General features: G+C 67.9%; 17 protein-coding genes and 2 tRNA genes. 5 read left to right on the plus strand and 14 right to left on the minus strand.

Going from position 1 to position 17,268, the window contains the following annotated elements; all coding sequences use genetic code 11:
• Positions 1-16: 16 nt before the first annotated feature.
• Entirely contained in the window at positions 17-2,764 is a 2,748-nt protein-coding gene (gene polA, locus ACMV_RS07685; RefSeq protein WP_041664709.1) for a DNA polymerase I, read from the minus strand.
• Positions 2,761-2,955 (minus strand): zinc-finger domain-containing protein, encoded by a 195-nt coding sequence (locus tag ACMV_RS19765; RefSeq protein WP_373856281.1) that lies wholly within the window; start codon positions 2,953-2,955, stop codon positions 2,761-2,763. Before ACMV_RS19765 ends, polA begins: the two co-directional genes overlap by 4 nt.
• 149 nt (positions 2,956-3,104) lie before the next feature.
• Here ACMV_RS19765 and ACMV_RS07695 point away from each other — a divergent pair.
• A tRNA-Arg gene (locus ACMV_RS07695) sits at positions 3,105-3,181 on the plus strand.
• Positions 3,182-3,189: 8 nt separating this feature from the next.
• Here the strand turns inward: ACMV_RS07695 and ACMV_RS20795 are convergent.
• Together ACMV_RS20795 and ACMV_RS07700 are read right to left on the minus strand one after the other, a co-directional pair.
• Positions 3,190-3,369 carry a hypothetical protein gene (locus ACMV_RS20795; protein ID WP_154653536.1) on the minus strand — a complete coding sequence of 60 codons (180 nt, stop codon included), beginning with the start codon at positions 3,367-3,369 and terminating at the stop codon, positions 3,190-3,192.
• Positions 3,370-3,461: 92 nt separating this feature from the next.
• A tRNA-Thr gene (locus ACMV_RS07700) sits at positions 3,462-3,536 on the minus strand.
• 258 nt (positions 3,537-3,794) lie between these two features.
• On the opposite strand from ACMV_RS07700, the gene dcd reads away from it, so the two are divergent.
• Entirely contained in the window at positions 3,795-4,349 is a 555-nt protein-coding gene (gene dcd, locus ACMV_RS07705) for a dCTP deaminase (RefSeq protein WP_007422448.1), read from the plus strand.
• 6 nt (positions 4,350-4,355) lie between these two features.
• Complete coding sequence (murA, locus tag ACMV_RS07710) at positions 4,356-5,612, plus strand: UDP-N-acetylglucosamine 1-carboxyvinyltransferase (RefSeq protein ID WP_007422449.1); 1,257 nt, start codon at positions 4,356-4,358, stop codon at positions 5,610-5,612.
• Here the strand turns inward: murA and ACMV_RS07715 are convergent.
• From ACMV_RS07715 to ACMV_RS07760, 10 genes are all read right to left on the minus strand, one after another.
• The gene (locus ACMV_RS07715; RefSeq protein WP_013640053.1) at positions 5,549-6,823 is read right to left on the minus strand and encodes an SAM-dependent methyltransferase; all 1,275 of its coding nucleotides are present in this window, start codon (positions 6,821-6,823) and stop codon (positions 5,549-5,551) included. The two genes, murA and ACMV_RS07715, sit on opposite strands and share 64 nt — an antisense overlap.
• Positions 6,824-6,986: 163 nt before the next feature.
• Positions 6,987-7,547 (minus strand): 50S ribosomal protein L9, encoded by a 561-nt coding sequence (rplI, locus tag ACMV_RS07720; protein WP_007422451.1) that lies wholly within the window; start codon positions 7,545-7,547, stop codon positions 6,987-6,989.
• Positions 7,548-7,559: 12 nt separating this feature from the next.
• The gene (gene rpsR, locus ACMV_RS07725) at positions 7,560-7,847 is read right to left on the minus strand and encodes a 30S ribosomal protein S18 (protein ID WP_011942298.1); all 288 of its coding nucleotides are present in this window, start codon (positions 7,845-7,847) and stop codon (positions 7,560-7,562) included.
• 3 nt (positions 7,848-7,850) lie between these two features.
• A complete protein-coding gene (rpsF, locus tag ACMV_RS07730; protein ID WP_013640054.1) occupies positions 7,851-8,327 on the minus strand; it encodes a 30S ribosomal protein S6 in 477 nt (158 codons plus the stop codon).
• 145 nt (positions 8,328-8,472) lie between these two features.
• Positions 8,473-8,772 carry a putative quinol monooxygenase gene (locus ACMV_RS07735; protein ID WP_013640055.1) on the minus strand — a complete coding sequence of 100 codons (300 nt, stop codon included), beginning with the start codon at positions 8,770-8,772 and terminating at the stop codon, positions 8,473-8,475.
• A 15-nt stretch (positions 8,773-8,787) separates the two neighbouring features.
• Positions 8,788-10,776, minus strand: coding sequence for an acetyl/propionyl/methylcrotonyl-CoA carboxylase subunit alpha (locus tag ACMV_RS07740; protein ID WP_011942299.1), 1,989 nt, complete (start codon positions 10,774-10,776; stop codon positions 8,788-8,790).
• 5 nt (positions 10,777-10,781) lie between these two features.
• The gene (locus tag ACMV_RS07745; protein WP_013640056.1) at positions 10,782-11,570 is read right to left on the minus strand and encodes an enoyl-CoA hydratase-related protein; all 789 of its coding nucleotides are present in this window, start codon (positions 11,568-11,570) and stop codon (positions 10,782-10,784) included.
• A 4-nt stretch (positions 11,571-11,574) separates the two neighbouring features.
• Positions 11,575-13,182, minus strand: a complete 1,608-nt coding sequence (locus ACMV_RS07750; RefSeq protein ID WP_013640057.1) for a carboxyl transferase domain-containing protein — start codon at positions 13,180-13,182, stop codon at positions 11,575-11,577.
• Complete coding sequence (locus tag ACMV_RS07755; RefSeq protein ID WP_013640058.1) at positions 13,079-14,002, minus strand: WecB/TagA/CpsF family glycosyltransferase; 924 nt, start codon at positions 14,000-14,002, stop codon at positions 13,079-13,081. Before ACMV_RS07755 ends, ACMV_RS07750 begins: the two co-directional genes overlap by 104 nt.
• Positions 13,999-15,153, minus strand: a complete 1,155-nt coding sequence (locus tag ACMV_RS07760) for an outer membrane beta-barrel protein (RefSeq protein ID WP_013640059.1) — start codon at positions 15,151-15,153, stop codon at positions 13,999-14,001. Before ACMV_RS07760 ends, ACMV_RS07755 begins: the two co-directional genes overlap by 4 nt.
• A gap of 184 nt (positions 15,154-15,337) precedes the next feature.
• Between ACMV_RS07760 and ACMV_RS07765 the strand changes: the two genes are divergently transcribed.
• Positions 15,338-16,270: a glycosyltransferase family 2 protein gene (locus ACMV_RS07765; protein ID WP_007423500.1), complete on the plus strand. Its 933-nt coding sequence runs from the start codon at positions 15,338-15,340 to the stop codon at positions 16,268-16,270.
• Complete coding sequence (locus tag ACMV_RS07770; protein ID WP_013640060.1) at positions 16,267-17,262, plus strand: acyltransferase family protein; 996 nt, start codon at positions 16,267-16,269, stop codon at positions 17,260-17,262. The genes ACMV_RS07765 and ACMV_RS07770 overlap by 4 nt, the downstream gene beginning before the upstream one ends.
• The last annotated feature ends 6 nt before the right edge of the window (positions 17,263-17,268 follow it).

Here is a 17,268-nt window from a genome sequence, read left to right on the forward strand (position 1 = left end):
GTCGCCTGCATCTTGCTCAGTGCGCGTCCGACCAGTTCGCGCCGATCCCGGTCTCCACCAGCAGCGGCACCGAAAGCGATGCCGCCCCCTGCATCACCGCGCATGCGAGCTTCGCCGTCGCCTCTGCCTGATCCTTTGGCGCCTCGAAGACCAGTTCGTCATGCACCTGCAACAGCATCACGGCATCCAGTCCCGCATCTCGGATCGCCGCGGGAAGGCGCACCATCGCACGCTTGATGATGTCGGCCGCCCCTCCCTGCAACGGCGCATTGATCGCCTGGCGTTCCGCGTAACCTCGCCGCGCCGGATTTTTCTCTGTGATTCCAGGAACATAGCAGCGCCTACCGAAGGGCGTGAGAACATAGCCATGCGTGCGCGCGAATTCCGCCGTCTCGTTCATGTAGCGCCGGATTTCCGGATAGCGCGCGAAATAGGCATCAATGAAGCGCTTGGCCTCGCTATTCTCGATCCCGAGCTGGCGGGCTAGACCAAAGGCGGAAATGCCGTAGATGATGCCGAAATTGATGGCCTTCGCGCGGCGCCGGACCATCGGATCCATCCCCTCCATCGGCAGGCCGAACACCTCGGCGGCCGTGCGGGCATGGATGTCCTCGCCTTTGGCAAAACTCTCCTTCAGCGCCGGAATATCGGCAACATGCGCCAGCAGCCGCAGTTCGATCTGCGAATAGTCGGCGGAAATCAGCGCCTTGCCGGGCGCGGCGATGAAGGCTCGGCGTATCCGCGCGCCCTCGCTGGTCCGTATCGGGATGTTCTGCAGGTTCGGCTCGTTTGACGAAAGCCGTCCCGTCGTCGTGATCGCCTGGGAGAAACTGGTATGGACCCGCTGATCCGCGATATCGATCTCGCCGACCAGGGCGTCGGCGTATGTGGATTTCAGCTTCTGCAACTGCCGCCATTCCAGCACGCGGACCGGCAGATCATGACCGGATGCGGCCAGTTCCTCGAGGACGGTTGCGTCGGTTCCCCAGGCGCCCGTCTTGGTCCTTTTGCCGCCGGGCAGCCCCATCTCGTCGAACAGGATTTCCCCGAGCTGCTTCGGGCTGCCGGGATTGAAGGCGCGGCCGGCGAGTTTCTCGATCTCCCGCTGGATATCGTCCATCCGCCGGGCAAACTCGGCGGACATCGACTCGAGATCGGCGCGATCGACCATGATGCCGGCACGTTCCATGCCGAGCAGCACGGATAGCAAGCGGCGCTCCATCGTTTCATAGAGCGCGAGCGCCGCCTCCGTACGCAGCCGTGGCCGCAACAGCAGCCAGAGGCGCAGCGTGACATCGGCATCCTCAGCGGCATAGGCGGTAGCACGATCGATCGGCACGGCCGCGAAGGAAACCCGGCTACGGCCGGTTCCTGTCACCTCATCGTAGGAAATGGGCCGATGATCGAGATGCAACGCCGATAACTCGTCCATCCCATGCCCATGCCGGCCGGCGCCGAGCGTGTAGGACATCAGCATCGTGTCATCCACCGGCGTCGCATCCGCGAGGCCGGCACGCTCGAGAACGTGCAGATCGAATTTCGCGTTGTGGAAAATTTTCAGGATCGACGGATCGGCCAGAACCGGCGCCAGCCGCTCGAGCGCGAGCGGGCGTGGCAGTTGCGGGCCATCCTCGTGCCCGAGCGGAATGTAGGCCGCCCGGCCGGGCGCGGTCGCGACCGAGATGCCGACCAGTTTCGCATGCCGAGGATTGAGACCGGTCGTCTCGGTGTCGATCGCAAAACGGCCGGCATGCCTGATCTCGGCAATCCAGCGGTCGAGTTCAGCCTCACTGTCGATCGTGACATAGGGGCCGAACGGCGCATCAGCCGCGGGTGCGGCCGGCGCCGGCGCATCGGCCGCACCGGCGGCTTCGGCAAGACGCTCGCCGTTCCGCTTCGCCACGCCATCAAGCCCGAGTCGGGCCTTGATGCTTTTGAAGCCCTGAGCATCCAGGAAGTCGTTCAGCATGCCGTCGTGCAGCGGTGCGATCGCCAGCTCGTCGATCGGAACCGGCAAGGGAACGTCCCGTCGCAATTCGACCAGCCGGCGGGAAATCCGCGCCTCTTCGGCATACGCCACCAGTGATTCGCGTCGTTTCGACGGCTTCATCGTTCCCGAAGCGGCTGCCGCGAGAATGGATTCGAGATCGCCGAACTCGGCGATCAACTGAGCCGCTCCCTTGGGGCCGATTCCCGGTACACCGGGAACGTTGTCAACCGAGTCCCCCATCAGCGCCTGGGCATCGACCATCTGCTCCGGGGTGACGCCATACTTCGCGACGACCTCGTCAGGCCCGATCGGCGTGGACTTGATCGGGTCCAGCATCGACACATGGGCATCAAGCAACTGCATCAGATCCTTGTCGGATGAGATGATCACGGCCTCGCCCCCGGCCTTCTTCATCTCCTCGGCGTAGCTGGCGATCAGGTCATCCGCCTCGACCCCGTCCAACTCGATAGCCGGCACGGCAAAGGCGCGGGTCGCCTCGCGCACAAGGGCGAATTGCGGCACCAGTTCCTCGGGAGGTTCAGGGCGGTGCGCCTTGTACCGCGGATCGATCTCGTTCCGGAACGTCGTGCGTCCGGCATCGAAAATCACCGCGAGATGCGTGCCTGTATGCTCCTTGAGCAACCGGGCCAGCATGTTGCAGAACCCGAAGACCGCGTTGACGGGCGTGCCATCGTCCCGCGTCATCGGCGGCAAGGCATGGAAGGCCCGGAAAATGAACCCGGAGCCATCGACAAGAACCAGCCGCCTGGTCAATGCCCCTCGCCCGGCGTTACATTTCCAGTCAGGACATAGTGGCGGGAGCAATAAGGACAGGTGACTTCGCGATCCTCAATCTTCAGATAGACGCGCGGATGCCCCAACGGGCCGCCTCCCCCGTCACAAGCGACGGTTCGCTCCCGAACCTGAATCATCTCGAAATCTATCGCGCCCGCTGAGTCGGACATGAACACCTCACGCGCTGTGTGAACGATCGCCACAATACCGCCAAAGACCCCCGATGCCTATCGCCAGCGAAGAGGACGGCCTCCACTTGCGCCGCCAACGGCCGAAGGGCATTGAGCCCAGATCCAATCCGCGCTATGCGGACGTTGCCGGACCCGTAGCTCAGCTGGATAGAGCGTTGCCCTCCGAAGGCAAAGGTCGCGCGTTCGAATCGCGCCGGGTCCGCCAGATAGCCCTCAGAAATCGAACCGCTTTTCGCAGAAGGGCATCGAAGATGCGCACGTTGTTGCAGAGGCGGCAGTCCGGCGCACGCTGGCCAGAATAATCAAATAATCAATCGTGGTGAGCAATCTCGCCGCATGCGACAGCCGGCAGCGCACATGGAGGGCGCGGGCGATACGCAATGAGGCGTTCACGCTGCCGGAGATTTCTTCAGCACATGTGAAGCACAGTTATACCCGAGGTGACATTCGGAAACCGGAAATCACCACTTAAGTGCTTGATTTTATGGTGCTGTCAGAGGGAATTGAACCCTCGACCTCCTCATTACCAATGAGGTGCTCTACCCCTGAGCTATGACAGCGCCGCGTTGCCGGGCGGTATATCCAAAGGAGCCGCCCGGCGCAAGCGCGGCACTTGACGGCATCCCTGCAATTCCGCTTTGTCCTGCCATGACCGGCAGCACAAAAGATACTCGCAGCGACGCCGAGGCGGCCGCGGCAGCTCGAAGGCAGCGCGAGGCTGAAGCTCTGCGCGCCAATCTCTGGCGCCGCAAGCAGCAACTTCGTGAACGCGCCGCTCAGCCCGCAGTCAGGCCCGAAGCCGCTGACGGAGACAGCCCATGCCGGTAATGCCGGACCACTGGATTCGCGAGCAGGCTGTCTCGAACGGGATGATCGATCCCTTCGTCGAAACCCAGAAGCGCGACGGGGTGATCTCCTACGGATTGTCGTCCTATGGCTATGACGCCCGGGTTGCCGACGACTTCAAGATCTTCACCAATGTCGATTCCGCTGTTGTCGATCCGAAAAATTTTTCATCCGACAGCTTTGTCGACCGCAAGGGGCCCGTCTGCATCATCCCCCCCAACTCCTTCGCGCTCGCGCACACGGTCGAATATTTCCGCATCCCGCGCGATGTGCTGGTCATCTGTCTCGGGAAATCGACCTATGCGCGCTGCGGCATCATCGTGAACGTCACACCGCTCGAACCCGAATGGGAGGGACAGGTGACCATCGAGATCTCGAACACCACCCCCCTGCCCGCCAAGATCTACGCCAACGAGGGGATCTGCCAGTTCCTCTTCCTGCAGGGCTCTGCGCCGCCCGAAACCAGCTATGCCGACAAGGCCGGCAAATACATGCGCCAGCGCGGCGTTTCGCTTCCCAGACTGTGAGGCTTCATGGATAGAATCCGCATCCGCGGCGGTCGGCCGCTGGAAGGCGTCATCGACATTTCGGGCGCCAAGAATTCGGCGCTCAAGGTGATGGTCGCCGGCCTGCTCACCGACGAGCGGCTGGAACTCGAGAACGTTCCGGCCCTCGCCGACGTCGCGACCATGGCGCAACTGCTCGCGCAACATGGCATCGCCGTCGAGGAAACCGGAGCAAAGCAGCTATCGGTCGGCGGCGCCATCACGAATACCGAGGCGCCCTACGACATCGTGCGCAAGATGCGCGCCTCGATCCTGGTTCTCGGCCCGCTGCTGGCGCGCACCGGCGAGGCCCGCGTGTCGCTGCCCGGCGGCTGCGCGATCGGCACCCGCCCGGTCGACCTGCACCTCAAGGGGCTGGAGGCGATGGGTGCCGAGATCGCCCTCGATGGCGGCTACATCAACGCCCGCGCGCCCAAAGGGCTGCATGGCGCGACCATCACCTTTCCCTTCGTGTCGGTCGGCGCCACCGAGCAGCTGCTGCTCACCGCCACCCTCGCCGAGGGCGAGACCGTGCTGGTCAACGCCGCCCGCGAGCCGGAGATCGGCGATCTCGCCGACTGCCTGAACAAGATGGGCGCGGATATCAGCGGAATCGGCTCGGACCGGCTTACCATTCGCGGGGTGAAGGCTCTGCACGGCGCGCGGCACACCATCCTGCCGGACCGGATCGAGGCGGGCACCTATGCCTGTGCCGCGGCCATCACCGGCGGCGGCGTTCTGCTCCGCGGCGCACGGATGTTCGACCTCGGCGCGCTGGCCTCCACGCTCGGCGAGGCGGGCGTGGATGTGACGGAAGTGGCCGAGGGCGTCACCGTCAGCCGGCGCAACGGGCTGCATGGCACAGATGCGATGACCGAGCCCTTCCCCGGCTTCGTGACCGACATGCAGGCGCAGTTCATGACGCTGATGGCCGTGGCCGAGGGCGCCTCGATGATCACCGAGACGATCTTCGAGAACCGCTTCATGCATGTGCCCGAGCTCAACCGCATGGGCGCGCGCATCAACGTCCACGGTTCATCGGCGATCGTGCGCGGCGTGCCGGGGCTGTCCGGCGCGCCGGTGATGGCGACCGACCTACGCGCCTCGTTCTCGCTGGTGCTCGCCGGTCTCGCCGCGAAGGGCGAGACGATCGTCAACCGCGTCTATCACCTCGACCGGGGTTACGAGGCCGTCGAGCGCAAGCTCGCCGCGTGCGGCGCCGATATCGAGCGGCTCAGGGACTGAGCCGCCCGCTCGGCGTCGATCATGTAGTCACGCGTGAGCGGAGCCGCGTCCTGCCGGCGGGCCAGCTGGATCTGGAAGACCATGTGGTCCTGCACCTCGAAGGCAAGCTGCGAACCTGCAAGGTAGAACTCGAACATCCGGCAGAACCGCTCGTCGTACAGCGAGGCGATGGCATCGCGGTTGGCGGCGAAGCGCTTGCGCCAGTGGGCGAGCGTCTTCGCATAATGCAGCCGCAGGATCTCAATGTCGGTGCTGCGCAGGCCGGACCGTTCGAGCGGCGCGAACACCTCGGACAGCGAGGGCGAATACCCGCCGGGGAAAATGTATTTCGCCAGCCACGGGCTGGTGACGTCAGGACCGTCGAAGCGGCCGATCGCGTGCAGCAGGGCAACCCCGTCCGGCTTCAGGCACCGCTGCACCGTGGCAAAGAAACTCGGATAATTCGGCACGCCGACATGCTCGAACATGCCGACCGACACGATGCGGTCGAATTCGCGGGTCATCGCCCGGTAGTCCATCAGTTCGAAACTGACGCGATCGGCGAGCCCCTCCGCCTCGGCGCGGCGGCGTGCCTCCGCGAGTTGTTCCTCGGAAAGGGTGATCCCGGTCACCCGCGCGCCATAGTCGCGCGCCAGGGTCAGCGCCATGCCGCCCCAGCCGCAGCCGATGTCGAGAACTTCCAGGTCCGGCCGGTCGAGGAGCAGCTTGGAGGCGATATGCCGCTTCTTCGCCGCCTGTGCCTCGTCGATCGTCTCGTCGCCGCGCGGAAAATAGCCGCAGGAATATTGCCGGTCACGATCGAGGAACAGCGCGTAGAGCCGGCCGTTCAAATCATAGTGATGCGCGACGTTGCGCTTCGAGCGGCGGGCATTGTTGAGCTGCGCCAGCGGGCGGAACACGCGCCCGAACGCGTTGCGCAGCCGCAGCGCCGGAATGCGTCCCTCGCTTTCCTGCACGCTCGAGAGCAGGACATGCAGAACGTCATAGATAGAGCCGTCGACGGGATCGAGCGCGCCCTCCATGTAGCCTTCGCCGAGCGCCATGGCCGGATCGGTGACGAGCCGGCGGATGATGGCGGGATCGCGGATCGCGAGGGTTGCCGCCCGCCCCGGGCGGCCTGCGTAATGGGAGATCGCGCCATCCGGCCAGATCACGCTCAGATCGCCGTGGGCGACCAGGCGTTTCAACAGGTTGTCCAGTAATATCCGCATGACCAATCTCCGCCGGCTGAAGAACCCGGCAAGGATTTGGTAACTGACGCCCCGTCGGAAAAGAGGGAAACGACAGAATGGCTACCAGAGCTGCATAAACGGAAAAACGGCGCCGGTCCGCGGACCGACGCCGTTCATCAGCACTGGAAGCCCGGGATGCCGGTCAGGCGGTCTGTTCCGGCCCCTCGGCGACTTCCTCGCCGGTCTCCAGTTCGTACTCGCTTTCCTCGCGCATGATGGCCTCGCCACGCGCCTGCTTCTCCGCCTCTTCCGGCGAGCGCGCGACGTTGACGACGACATCGATCAGCACTTCGGGATGCAGCGCCACGCGAACCGTCGCAAGGCCCAGCGTCTTGATCGGGTGGACCAGCAGGACCTGGCTGCGCGTGATGCCGAGGCTCGCTTCGCCACAGGCATCGGCGATGTCGCGCGACGTCACCGAGCCGTAGAGCGAGCCGGCGTCGCTGGCCTGGCGGATCAGCGTCACGGTCAGGCCGGCGACGCGCTCGGCGACGCGCTCGGCCTCCTCGCGGCGCTTGAGATTCTGCGCCTCGAGATGGGCACGCTCACGCTCGAAGCGCTCGCGGTTCTGCTTGGTGGCGCGCACGGCCTTGGCCTGGGGCAGCAGGAAGTTGCGGGCATAGCCCGGCTTCACCTTCACCACTTCGCCCATCTGCCCGAGATGCTCGACGCGCTGGAGCAGGATCAGTTCGACTTGTGCCATGATGCTAGCTCCTCAATCGACCACGTAGGGGAGCAGGGCGAGGAAGCGGGCGCGCTTGATGGCGCGCGCGAGTTCGCGCTGCTTCTTGGCCGAAACGGCGGTGATGCGGCTCGGCACGATCTTGCCGCGCTCCGAGAGGAAGCGCGACAGCAGCCGGACGTCCTTGTAATCGATCTTCGGCGCGTTCGGGCCGGAGAACGGGCAGGCCTTGCGGCGGCGGTAGAACGGACGGCGCGCGCCGACCGCGGTGCGACGGGCGGCCGGGGTATTGACCGGCGCGGTCTCGATGCTGTCGGACATGGCTCAGTTCTCCTCGTTCTGATCTTCGTCGCGGTCCGAACGATACTCGTCGCGCGCCCGGTATTCCTCGCGATCATCGGCGCCGCGCCGGCGGCCCGAATCGAAGCGGCCGGCGGGCTTCGGCCCGCGGAACCCGCGGTCGCGATCACGGTCCTCGCCGCGGCGCGCGAGCGGCGCGGACGGCGCCTCGTCGATGTCCTCGACGCGCACGGTCATGAAGCGCAACACGTCCTCGTTCAGGCCGAGCTGGCGCTCCATCTCGCTGATCGTCACCGGTTCGGCATCGAGCCCGAGCAGGACGTAATGTCCCTTGCGGTTCTTCTTGATGCGGTAGGCGAGATTGCGCAGACCCCAGTATTCGCGCTTCTTCACCGCGCCGCTTTCGCTCTCGACCTGGGCGGTCACCGCGTCGGCGATGGTGTCGACCTGCTGCTGCGTGATTTCACTGCGCGCGATCAGCACGCATTCGTATAGCGGCATATGTCCCCCTGTGGTTGGTTTCAGCCCCGGCGCCGGTGAGCGCCTATTTCCCCCATGGAAACGGGCATAGCCGGGCGAAATGCCATCCGCCCGGCAGGGAAGAGCGGCCAATCGCACAATCCCCGACGGATGGCAAGCGGCACGATCAGAGCGGGCGGGGATGACCGATGTCGTAGAGCGTCAGGTCGCGATCGAGCACGCCGATCTCCCGCAGCGCCGCGCGCCAGGCCCGCATATGCGCCGATGCGGCATGAGCGTCGAGCGCCTGCCGATCGGTCCACCGCTCGCTGACGCGAATCAGCCCGGGATCAAGCACGTCTTCGGCGAAGGCGTATTCGAGGCAGCCCGCCTCGTCCCGCGTGGCCGTGATCATGGCCGCCATCGGCGCCCGCGCCGCCGCCATCCGGTCGGCCGGCAGCCTGATCGTTCCCATGATGCACAGCATTTCGAGTCCTTTCCTTCAGTCCGTATCGGTGGCGAACGCCATGAGTTCGGCGCCGTCCTCGATCAGGTCGCCCACCGCGCAATGGAGGGCGGCGATCACCCCGTCCCGCGGGGCGGTGATGCGGAACTGCACCTTCATCGCCTCGATCACCGCGAGCAGATCGCCCTCGCGCACCGCGCTGCCCGCGGCGACGGCGAGTTCCACGACCTTGCCCGGCATCACGCTGGTGACCCGCGCCGCCGCGCCGTCCGCCTCGCCCGCCGCGCGGTGCGGATCGGCGACGGCCAGCACGTGGCGCGCGCCATCGGCAAAAACGACGATCCGTCCCCCCTGGCCGCTCGTGCCCAGCCGCGCGACGATACCGTCGATCTCGACCGACACTTCATCCTCGCCGGCCGCATCGACGCAAACGAAGACCTCCCGCCCCGCGTGGTCGAGGCGGAAATGCCGCTCGTCGCGCGGATGCAGGCGCAGATGGTGCGTGGCCTCGCCATCCTCGATCACGACATCCTGGAAACGCTCGCCATTCAGCCGCCAGGCCGCGCGCGTCGCCCAGGGCGACCACGGATCGGAAGGATCGCCGCTTTGCGGCAGCGTGGCCAGCCAGCGATGCGCCGCCGCCGCCAGCACCGCGACCGGCGGCGCGCCCCGCGCCGGCAGCAGCGCCGCCTCGTGCCGGGCGATGAACCCGGTATCGAGCGCGGCCGCGCAAAAATCCGGGTGCGTCACGATCCGCCGCAGCAGGTCGAGATTGGTCTGCACCCCGTCGATCTCGCAGGCCGCCAGCGCTTGCGCCATGTGCCGCAGCGCGCCGTCCCGGTCCTCGTCCCAGGTGACGAGCTTGGCGATCATCGGATCGTAATGCACCGACACCTCGTCGCCGGCGCGCACGCCGGATTCGATCCGCAAATGGCGGCTCTCCGCCGGCAGGCGCAGCCGCGCCAGCGCGCCGGTCGAGGGCGCGAAATCCCGGGCCGGGTCCTCGGCATAGAGCCGCACCTCCACCGCGTGGCCCCGCCGGCCGATCCCCTCCTGCTTCAGGGGCAGCGCCTCGCCCGCGGCCACGCGGAACTGCCATTCGACGAGGTCGATCCCGGTGATCATCTCGGTCACCGGATGCTCGACCTGCAGCCGCGTGTTCATTTCCATGAAGTGGAACGCGCCATCCTCGGCGATGAACTCGACCGTTCCGGCGCCGACATAGCCGATCGCCCGCGCGGCGTCGCAGGCCGTCTTGCCCATTGCCGCGCGCATCGCCTCGTCGATCAGCGGCGCCGGCGCCTCCTCGACGATCTTCTGGTGCCGCCGCTGGATCGAGCAGTCGCGCTCGTGCAGCGAAACCACGTTGCCGTGGGTGTCGGCGAAGACCTGGATCTCGATATGCCGCGGCTTCGTCAGGTATTTCTCGACCAGCACGCGGTCATCGCCGAAGGCGGCGCGCGCCTCGCCCTTCGCCCGGTCGAGCTCGGCCGCGAAATCGGCCGCCGCGCGCACCACGCGCATGCCCTTGCCGCCGCCACCGGCGGACGCCTTGATCAGCACCGGATAGCCGATCTCCGCCGCCGCCCGCGCCAGCGCCGCCGGGTCCTGGTCCGCGCCGTGATAGCCGGGCACCAGCGGCACGCCGGCCTGTTCCATCAGCGCCTTCGCCGCCGATTTCGAGCCCATCGCCCGGATCGCTTCCGCCGGCGGCCCGACGAACACGAGCCCCGCCGCGGCGCAGGCCTCCGCAAAATCGGCGTTCTCGCTGAGAAACCCGTAACCCGGATGGATCGCCTCGGCACCGGTGCGCCGCGCCGCCTCGATGATCCGGTCGATCGCGAGATAGCTCTCCGCCGCCGCCGGCGGCCCGATCCGCACCGCTGCATCCGCCATCGCGACATGCGCCGCCCCCGCATCGGCATCCGAGAACACCGCGATGCTGCGCAGCCCCATCCGCCGCGCCGTGCGGATCACCCGGCAGGCGATCTCTCCGCGATTGGCGATCAGGACCGATCCGAACATCGCGCTCACCCCGCCCGCCAGGACGGCGCGCGTTTCTCCAGAAACGCGGCCAGGCCTTCCTGCGCCTCGGCGCTCGCGCGGCGATCGGCGATGCGCCGCGCCGTCATGTTCACCAGCGCATCATCGATATCCCGGCCCGCGACATCGCCGACCAGCGCCTTCGCATCCGCCTGCGCCTCGGGCCCGCCCTGGGCGAGGGTCGCGATCATCGCATCCCGCGCCGCCGCCAGCCCGTCGCGCGGCGCCACGATATGCGCGAGTCCGATCCGCATCGCCTCCGGCGCGGGGATCACCTCGGCGGAGCAAAAATACCGCCGCGCCTGGTGCGGCCCGATCGCGGCGACGACATAGGGGCTGATCACCGCCGGGATCAGGCCGAGGCGGACCTCGGAGAAGCAGAATTTCGCATCCTCCGCGGCGATCACGATGTCGCAGCACGCCGCAAGCCCGGCGCCGCCGCCGAAAGCCGCCCCCTGCACCAGCCCGATCACCGGCTTCGGCAGGTCGTTCAGCGTCCGCATCAGCCGGCCCAGCCCCAGCGCGTCCGCGTAGTTCTGCTCGGCCGTGTAAGCCGCGCTGCGACGCATCCAGTTGAGATCGGCGCCCGCGGAAAAACTCTTCCCCCGCCCCTCCAGCACCACGCGGCGGACGCGCGGATCCTCGCCCGCCCGCAGGCAGGCGGCGGTGAGCGCCGCGATCATCCCCTCGTCGAACGCGTTGTGCAGCGCGGGGCGGTTCATCGAGATCGTCGCGGTGCCGTCTTCGGCCAGGGAAAATTCAACCGGTTCGCTCATCGCCTCACATCCTGAACAGGCCGAACCGCGTCGGCTCGATCGGCGCGTTCAGGCTCGCCGAGAGCCCGAGCGCCAGCACCATCCGCGTATCCGCCGGGTCGATCACCCCATCGTCCCACAGCCGGGCGCTGGCGTAATAAGGATGCCCCTGATGCTCGTACTGCGCCTCGATCGGCGCCCGGAACGCCTGCTCCTCCGCCGCCGACCACCCGCCGCCCCGCGCCTCGATATTGTCGCGCCGGAGTGTCGCCAGCACCGAGGCCGCCTGCGTCCCGCCCATCACCGAGATCCGCGCGTTCGGCCACATCCACAGGAAGCGCGGATCGTAGGCCCGGCCGCACATGCCGTAATTCCCGGCCCCGAACGAGCCGCCAATGATCACGGTGAATTTCGGCACGTTCGCGGTGGCCACCGCCGTCACCAGCTTTGCGCCGTCCCTGGCGATGCCGCCGGATTCGTATTTCCGCCCGACCATGAAGCCGGTGATGTTCTGCAGGAACACCAGCGGAATCCCCCGCTGCGCGCAGAGTTCGATGAAATGCGCGCCCTTGAGCGCCGATTCGGAGAACAGCACGCCGTTATTCGCGACGATGCCGACCGGATAGCCCCAGATGCGGGCGAAGGCGGTCACCAGCGTCGTGCCGTAGCGCGCCTTGAACTCGTCGAATTCGCCGGCATCGACGATGAGCCGGATCACCTCGCGCACGTCATAGGGCGTGCGCGGATCGGCCGGCACGGCGCCATAGATCGCATCCGGCGCCCCCACCGGCGGCCGTGGCGGGAGCAAGTCCATCTGCGCCGGCTTGCGGGTGTTCAGCCCGCCGACGATCCGCCGGGCAATGCCGAGGGCATGCGCGTCCGACTCGGCGAAATGATCGGCCACACCGGAGACCCTCGTATGCACGTCGGCCCCGCCCAGCGCCTCGGCGGTGACCACCTCGCCGGTCGCCGCCTTCACCAGCGGCGGGCCGCCGAGAAAGATCGTCCCCTGCTCGCGGACGATGATGCTCTCATCGGCCATGGCCGGCACATAGGCGCCGCCGGCGGTGCAGGAGCCCATCACCACCGCGATCTGCGCGATCCCCGCCGCCGACATCTGCGCCTGATTGTAGAAGATGCGGCCGAAATGCTCGCGGTCGGGGAAGACCTCGTCCTGGTTCGGCAGGTTGGCGCCGCCGGAATCGACGAGATAGAGGCAGGGCAGCCGGTTCTGCGCCGCGATCGCCTGGGCGCGCAGGTGCTTCTTGACCGTGATCGGGAAATAGGTGCCGCCCTTCACCGTGGCGTCGTTGGCGACGATCACGCATTCCCGCCCCGACACCCGGCCGATCCCGGTGATAATACCGCCGGCCGGCACCGGCTCGTGATACATGCCGTACCCGGCAAGCTGGGAGAATTCGAGGAAGGGCGATGCCGGGTCGATCAGCGTGCGGATCCGGTCGCGCGGCAGCAGCTTCCCCCGCGCGACATGCCGCTCCCGCGCCGCTTCACCGCCGCCGGCGCGGATGTCATCCACCCTGGCGCGCAGATCCTCGACCAGGCTGCGCATCGCCTCCTGATTCGCCCGAAACGCGGCGCTGCGCGGATCGAGCGACGAGCGGAACGCCGTCATGCGTCAGTCTGCCTGAACATTGCGCCTCCATCCCGTTGATTATGCTCCTGTCTATCGCGCAACTGCCTGCCCCCGGCAAGGCGGGGCGGCGAAACTCCCGCGCCAGCGCCAGCAGAACCGGCGGTCCGTCGATCAGATAGCGCCGTGCCAGGCGCGCCGGCTCGCGCATCAGGCGCCATGTCCATTCCAGCCCCGCCGCCCGCAACGGCGCCGGCGCGCGGCGCAGCACCCCGGACAGAAACAGCGGCGCCGCGCCGACGCACAGCCCGATGCCCAGGGCGCGTCCGCGCCGCCGCACCGCCTGCGCCAGCACCTCCTGCCGCGGCGATCCCACGGCGAGGATCGTGCAATCCGCCCGCGCGCGCTCGATGAAGTCCACCACCGCGCCGAGGGCCGCCTCGTCATGCTCGAACCCGCGGGCCGGTTCGGCATGGGTGAAATCGACGCCCGGATAGCATGCGGCGAAGGCGTCCATCGCCGCGGCATCGAGGCCGACGACCGCCACCCTCGCGCCGCGCATCTCCAGCGCCGGCATCACCGCCGCCAGCAGGTCCGCCCCGGTCACCACCGGCGGCGGCACAACGCCGCAGATCCGCGCGAGACCCGCCGCAACCCGCGAATCCAGCAGACACAGCGCGGCATCGTCATAAGCCGTTCGCAAGTCTCCGCCCCGCCGCAACCGACCGAGATGATCGACATTCGGCGTCACGACATAGCCGAACGGCCGGCGCCGGTCCCAGCGCAGCACGAAGCCGAGCGCCGCCTCCGGCCCGAGGCGATCGAAACGGATGCCGAACGGCGCGAAGCGCTGCCCCCTCATGGCGTCCAGACCAGTGATAGCATCAGCCGCGCCTCGTGCGGCGCCGAGCCGGGCAGGTCGTGCCGCAAGGCGAAACTGGCCGACGGCCTGAACGAGACGGCGCGGGACAGCCGCCACAGTGCGCCGGCCGTCACGTCGGCCTCGGTCGCCGCATGGCCGGAAACCCGCCCCTGCCGCGCGGCGACATCGACGGTGAACAGCAGGTCGCGCGCATAGGATTCGGCAAGGCCGAGCCGCTCGGTCGTCAGGATGCTGCCCGGCACGCCGAACCCGCCATCCGCTCCCGCTCGGCGCGACAGATCGAGATCGACGGCGATCAGCGGATCCGGCGTCCATTGCAGCGCCAGGTCGCCAACCACGGCAATGCCGGACGCCGGTCCCCCTTCCGCATAGCGGATCCGCTCGGCGCCGCCGACCACGCGCAGGCGCCACAGCGCCCGCGCGCCGGTCACCCCGCCGGCCAGCACGGCAAGGCTCGAACTGTCGGCAAAGCCGCTGCCAGGCAGCGCCCCTGCATACCGGGTCGTGCCGGCCCGCAGCAGGAGAAGTTCCCGCAGTGGCGCGCCATCCGCCGTTTCCAGCGCGACTTGCCCGCGCGTGATGGCGCGGCTGCCGAAGCCGGCCGGCCCCACGCCGCCGGCGGCCACACGGTCGCGTCCGAACCAGACCCGCGCCGTGGCGTCGAAGGCGCCGAAGCCGAACCTCAGGCCGATCCGGCCGGCATCCGTCGTCACGTCGAGCGGCGCCGCCCCGCCATTGGCGGCGAGTCCCAGCGCCGTCTGCGCTGTGCTGACATGGGCGGCACCGAGCGTGATCCGGTCCGGCCCGAACGGCAGGGCGAGGCCGAGCGCCGCCGTCACCCGGTTGGCATTGGCGGCGGGATCGCGGGCATAGCGGTCCAGCTCGGCATTCGCGAATCCGGCAAGGCCCAGTTCGGGGTCGGCCAGCCGCACTTCCGGCCGCACCATGCCCATCGCCGTGATCCCCTGGCCGGCGCCGGGCGCAGTATCGAGCCCTGCATCGACCGCGAGACGGGGAAACACCTCAAGTCCGGCGCTCGCGAGCGGCGCAAGGGGGACCGGAAAATCGCCCGAATGCAGGCGGGAGCGCGCAGAAACCCCCGGCGCGACGCCGAAACCCGGGATCGCCATCGGCAGGAAACTGCCCAGCGAATCCCCCCGCGCGGCCCCCCCGGCCGCGACAAGCGCGGGCAGTGCAAAAAGAATGCACCGCAGGAGGGCCGGAAAATCTATCAAATCAATTGCAATCAGCGGTCATTTGCGCTCAGGTATACACAACCTTTAATTGTGTGTCGTGCAAAAAACAGGGGCACTCATGCAAGACGCCGCCATAGACCCGATACGCCTCAGCGTTGCGATCTGCACCCATAACCGCGGCCGCGAGACCGAACGCTGCCTCGCGGCGCTTTCACCCGCGCCCGAGGGGGTCGAGACGCTCGTCATCGACTCCGGTTCGGCACCGCGCGAGGCAGAGCTGATCCGCGCCGCCGCCGCCCGCCACGGTGCCACGCATGTCCGGTTGCCCGCACCCGGACTGAGCGAGGCGCGCAACGCCGCCCTCGCGGCCGCGCGGGGCAGGTGGATCGCCTATCTCGATGACGACGCCACCCCTGCCCGGGACTGGTGCGCCGTGCTGCTGCGCACCGTCGCGGCGGACCCGGAACTGGCCGCGACCGGCGGCCCGATCCTGCCGCAATGGCAGGCTCAGTTGCCATGCTGGTGGCCGCCCTCGCTGCGCGCCGTGCTGACCATCATCGACCAGGTGCGGCCGAGCGAGCCGGGGGTCGCCGACATCGATCCCTATGGCGCCAACATCGCCTTCCGGCGCGATGTTCTCGCCCGTTTCGGCGGGTTTCCCACCTGTCTCGGCCGGCGCGCCGGGCTGATGATCTCGAACGAGGAAACCTACATCATCCGCCGTCTCCGCCGGGGCGGGCTGAAGGTGCGCTTCACGCCGGACCTCGTGGTGCATCACGAGATCGACCGCTCGCGCCTCAACCCCGCCTGGCTGGTCCGCCGGCAATACTGGTCCGGCGTATCCGAGGCGGTGATGCTGGGCGCCCTCGGCGAGCCACGCCTCGCGCGGGCCGCGCGCCTCGCGCTGCACGCGCTGCTACTCGCCCCGTTCGGCCTCTGGCCGCCGGCGAGCACCGGCCAGATCGGGCTGCGCTGCAAGGCCGCCTACGCCCGCGGTTTCCTGCGCGGCGCGCTGGGCGAGGGGCATATCGTGCATCCAGCCCTGCCGTGAATCGCCGGGCGGATATCGACCGCGCCAAGGGTCTCGCCATCTCGCTGGTTGTCTTCGGCCATATCGTCGCCCGGCAAGACCCGGCGCATGTGCTCTGGTATCCGGCGCTGCGCCGGGCGGTCTATGGCTTCCACATGCCGTTCTTCTTCTACCTCAGCGGGCTCGTCACCTGGCTGGCCGGCCATGCCGGAACGCCGCCGGCGGGATGGCCGGGGCTGATCCGCGCGCGGGCGCGGCGCCTGCTGATCCCCTTCGCCGTCATGGCATTCACGATCACCGCCGGAAAACTCGCCGCCGCCCGTTTCATCCATGTTGACAACCCCCCGCAAGGCCTGCTCGGCGGACTGGCGGACACGATCTGGCATCCGCTCGCCAGCCCGGCCTACTCGCTGTGGTACCTCGCGGTGCTCTTCCTGCTCAGTGTGGCAACGCCGCTGCTTCTCGCCGCCTGCCGCGGCCGCCTCTGGCCGGTGATCTGCATCTTCGCCGCGTTCCAGTTCATCCCCCTGCCCTGGCATCTCTACCTGGCCGAGACAGGCCGCTACGCGCTGTTCTTCGGCGCCGGCCTCGCGGCAGGAGCCCTCGGCGACCGCTGGACCGGCTGGATCGACCGCTGGCGCTGGCCGCTGATCGCTGCCTTCGTGACCGGCTTCGCCTTCGTCGCGCTCGACGGCAACGTGCTGCCGTTCAATCTGCGCCTGGTGACGCTCGGCCTCACGGCGATGCCCGCACTTCACGCCCTGGTAAGATTTCCGTGCCTATCCTCCGCCCGGACACTGGCAACGCTCGGACGGTATTCCCTGATGATCTACCTGTTCAACACGATCTTCATCGGCCTCGCCAAAGGCCTGCTGCTGCTCGCCACGGGCTGGAACGGCACGCATTTCCTCCCCTTCGCCGCGGTGCTGATGAGCGCCGGCCTGCTCGGCCCGGTGGTGCTGAAGCGGGCGGTGTTGCGCTCCGTTCCCGTGCTCGACCGGATGACCGAGTGATGCGGC

The organism is Acidiphilium multivorum AIU301 (assembly GCF_000202835.1).
Taxonomy (GTDB): domain Bacteria; phylum Pseudomonadota; class Alphaproteobacteria; order Acetobacterales; family Acetobacteraceae; genus Acidiphilium; species Acidiphilium multivorum.

What these genes read in the sequence shown, in the direction of transcription:
- ACMV_RS07745 (WP_013640056.1), bottom strand. Translation starts at nt 11,570, where the DNA reads ATGAGCGAACCGGTTGAATTTTCCCTGGCCGAAGACGGCACCGCGACG.
- ACMV_RS07760 (WP_013640059.1), bottom strand. Translation starts at nt 15,153, where the DNA reads ATGGCGATCCCGGGTTTCGGCGTCGCGCCGGGGGTTTCTGCGCGCTCC.
- rplI (WP_007422451.1), bottom strand. Translation starts at nt 7,547, where the DNA reads ATGGCACAAGTCGAACTGATCCTGCTCCAGCGCGTCGAGCATCTCGGG.
- ACMV_RS07750 (WP_013640057.1), bottom strand. Translation starts at nt 13,182, where the DNA reads ATGACGGCGTTCCGCTCGTCGCTCGATCCGCGCAGCGCCGCGTTTCGG.
- ACMV_RS07765 (WP_007423500.1), top strand. Translation starts at nt 15,338, where the DNA reads ATGCAAGACGCCGCCATAGACCCGATACGCCTCAGCGTTGCGATCTGC.
- murA (WP_007422449.1), top strand. Translation starts at nt 4,356, where the DNA reads ATGGATAGAATCCGCATCCGCGGCGGTCGGCCGCTGGAAGGCGTCATC.
- ACMV_RS07715 (WP_013640053.1), bottom strand. Translation starts at nt 6,823, where the DNA reads ATGCGGATATTACTGGACAACCTGTTGAAACGCCTGGTCGCCCACGGC.
- ACMV_RS07755 (WP_013640058.1), bottom strand. Translation starts at nt 14,002, where the DNA reads ATGAGGGGGCAGCGCTTCGCGCCGTTCGGCATCCGTTTCGATCGCCTC.
- ACMV_RS07740 (WP_011942299.1), bottom strand. Translation starts at nt 10,776, where the DNA reads ATGTTCGGATCGGTCCTGATCGCCAATCGCGGAGAGATCGCCTGCCGG.
- rpsR (WP_011942298.1), bottom strand. Translation starts at nt 7,847, where the DNA reads ATGTCCGACAGCATCGAGACCGCGCCGGTCAATACCCCGGCCGCCCGT.
- ACMV_RS19765 (WP_373856281.1), bottom strand. Translation starts at nt 2,955, where the DNA reads ATGTCCGACTCAGCGGGCGCGATAGATTTCGAGATGATTCAGGTTCGG.
- dcd (WP_007422448.1), top strand. Translation starts at nt 3,795, where the DNA reads ATGCCGGTAATGCCGGACCACTGGATTCGCGAGCAGGCTGTCTCGAAC.
- ACMV_RS07735 (WP_013640055.1), bottom strand. Translation starts at nt 8,772, where the DNA reads ATGCTGTGCATCATGGGAACGATCAGGCTGCCGGCCGACCGGATGGCG.
- rpsF (WP_013640054.1), bottom strand. Translation starts at nt 8,327, where the DNA reads ATGCCGCTATACGAATGCGTGCTGATCGCGCGCAGTGAAATCACGCAG.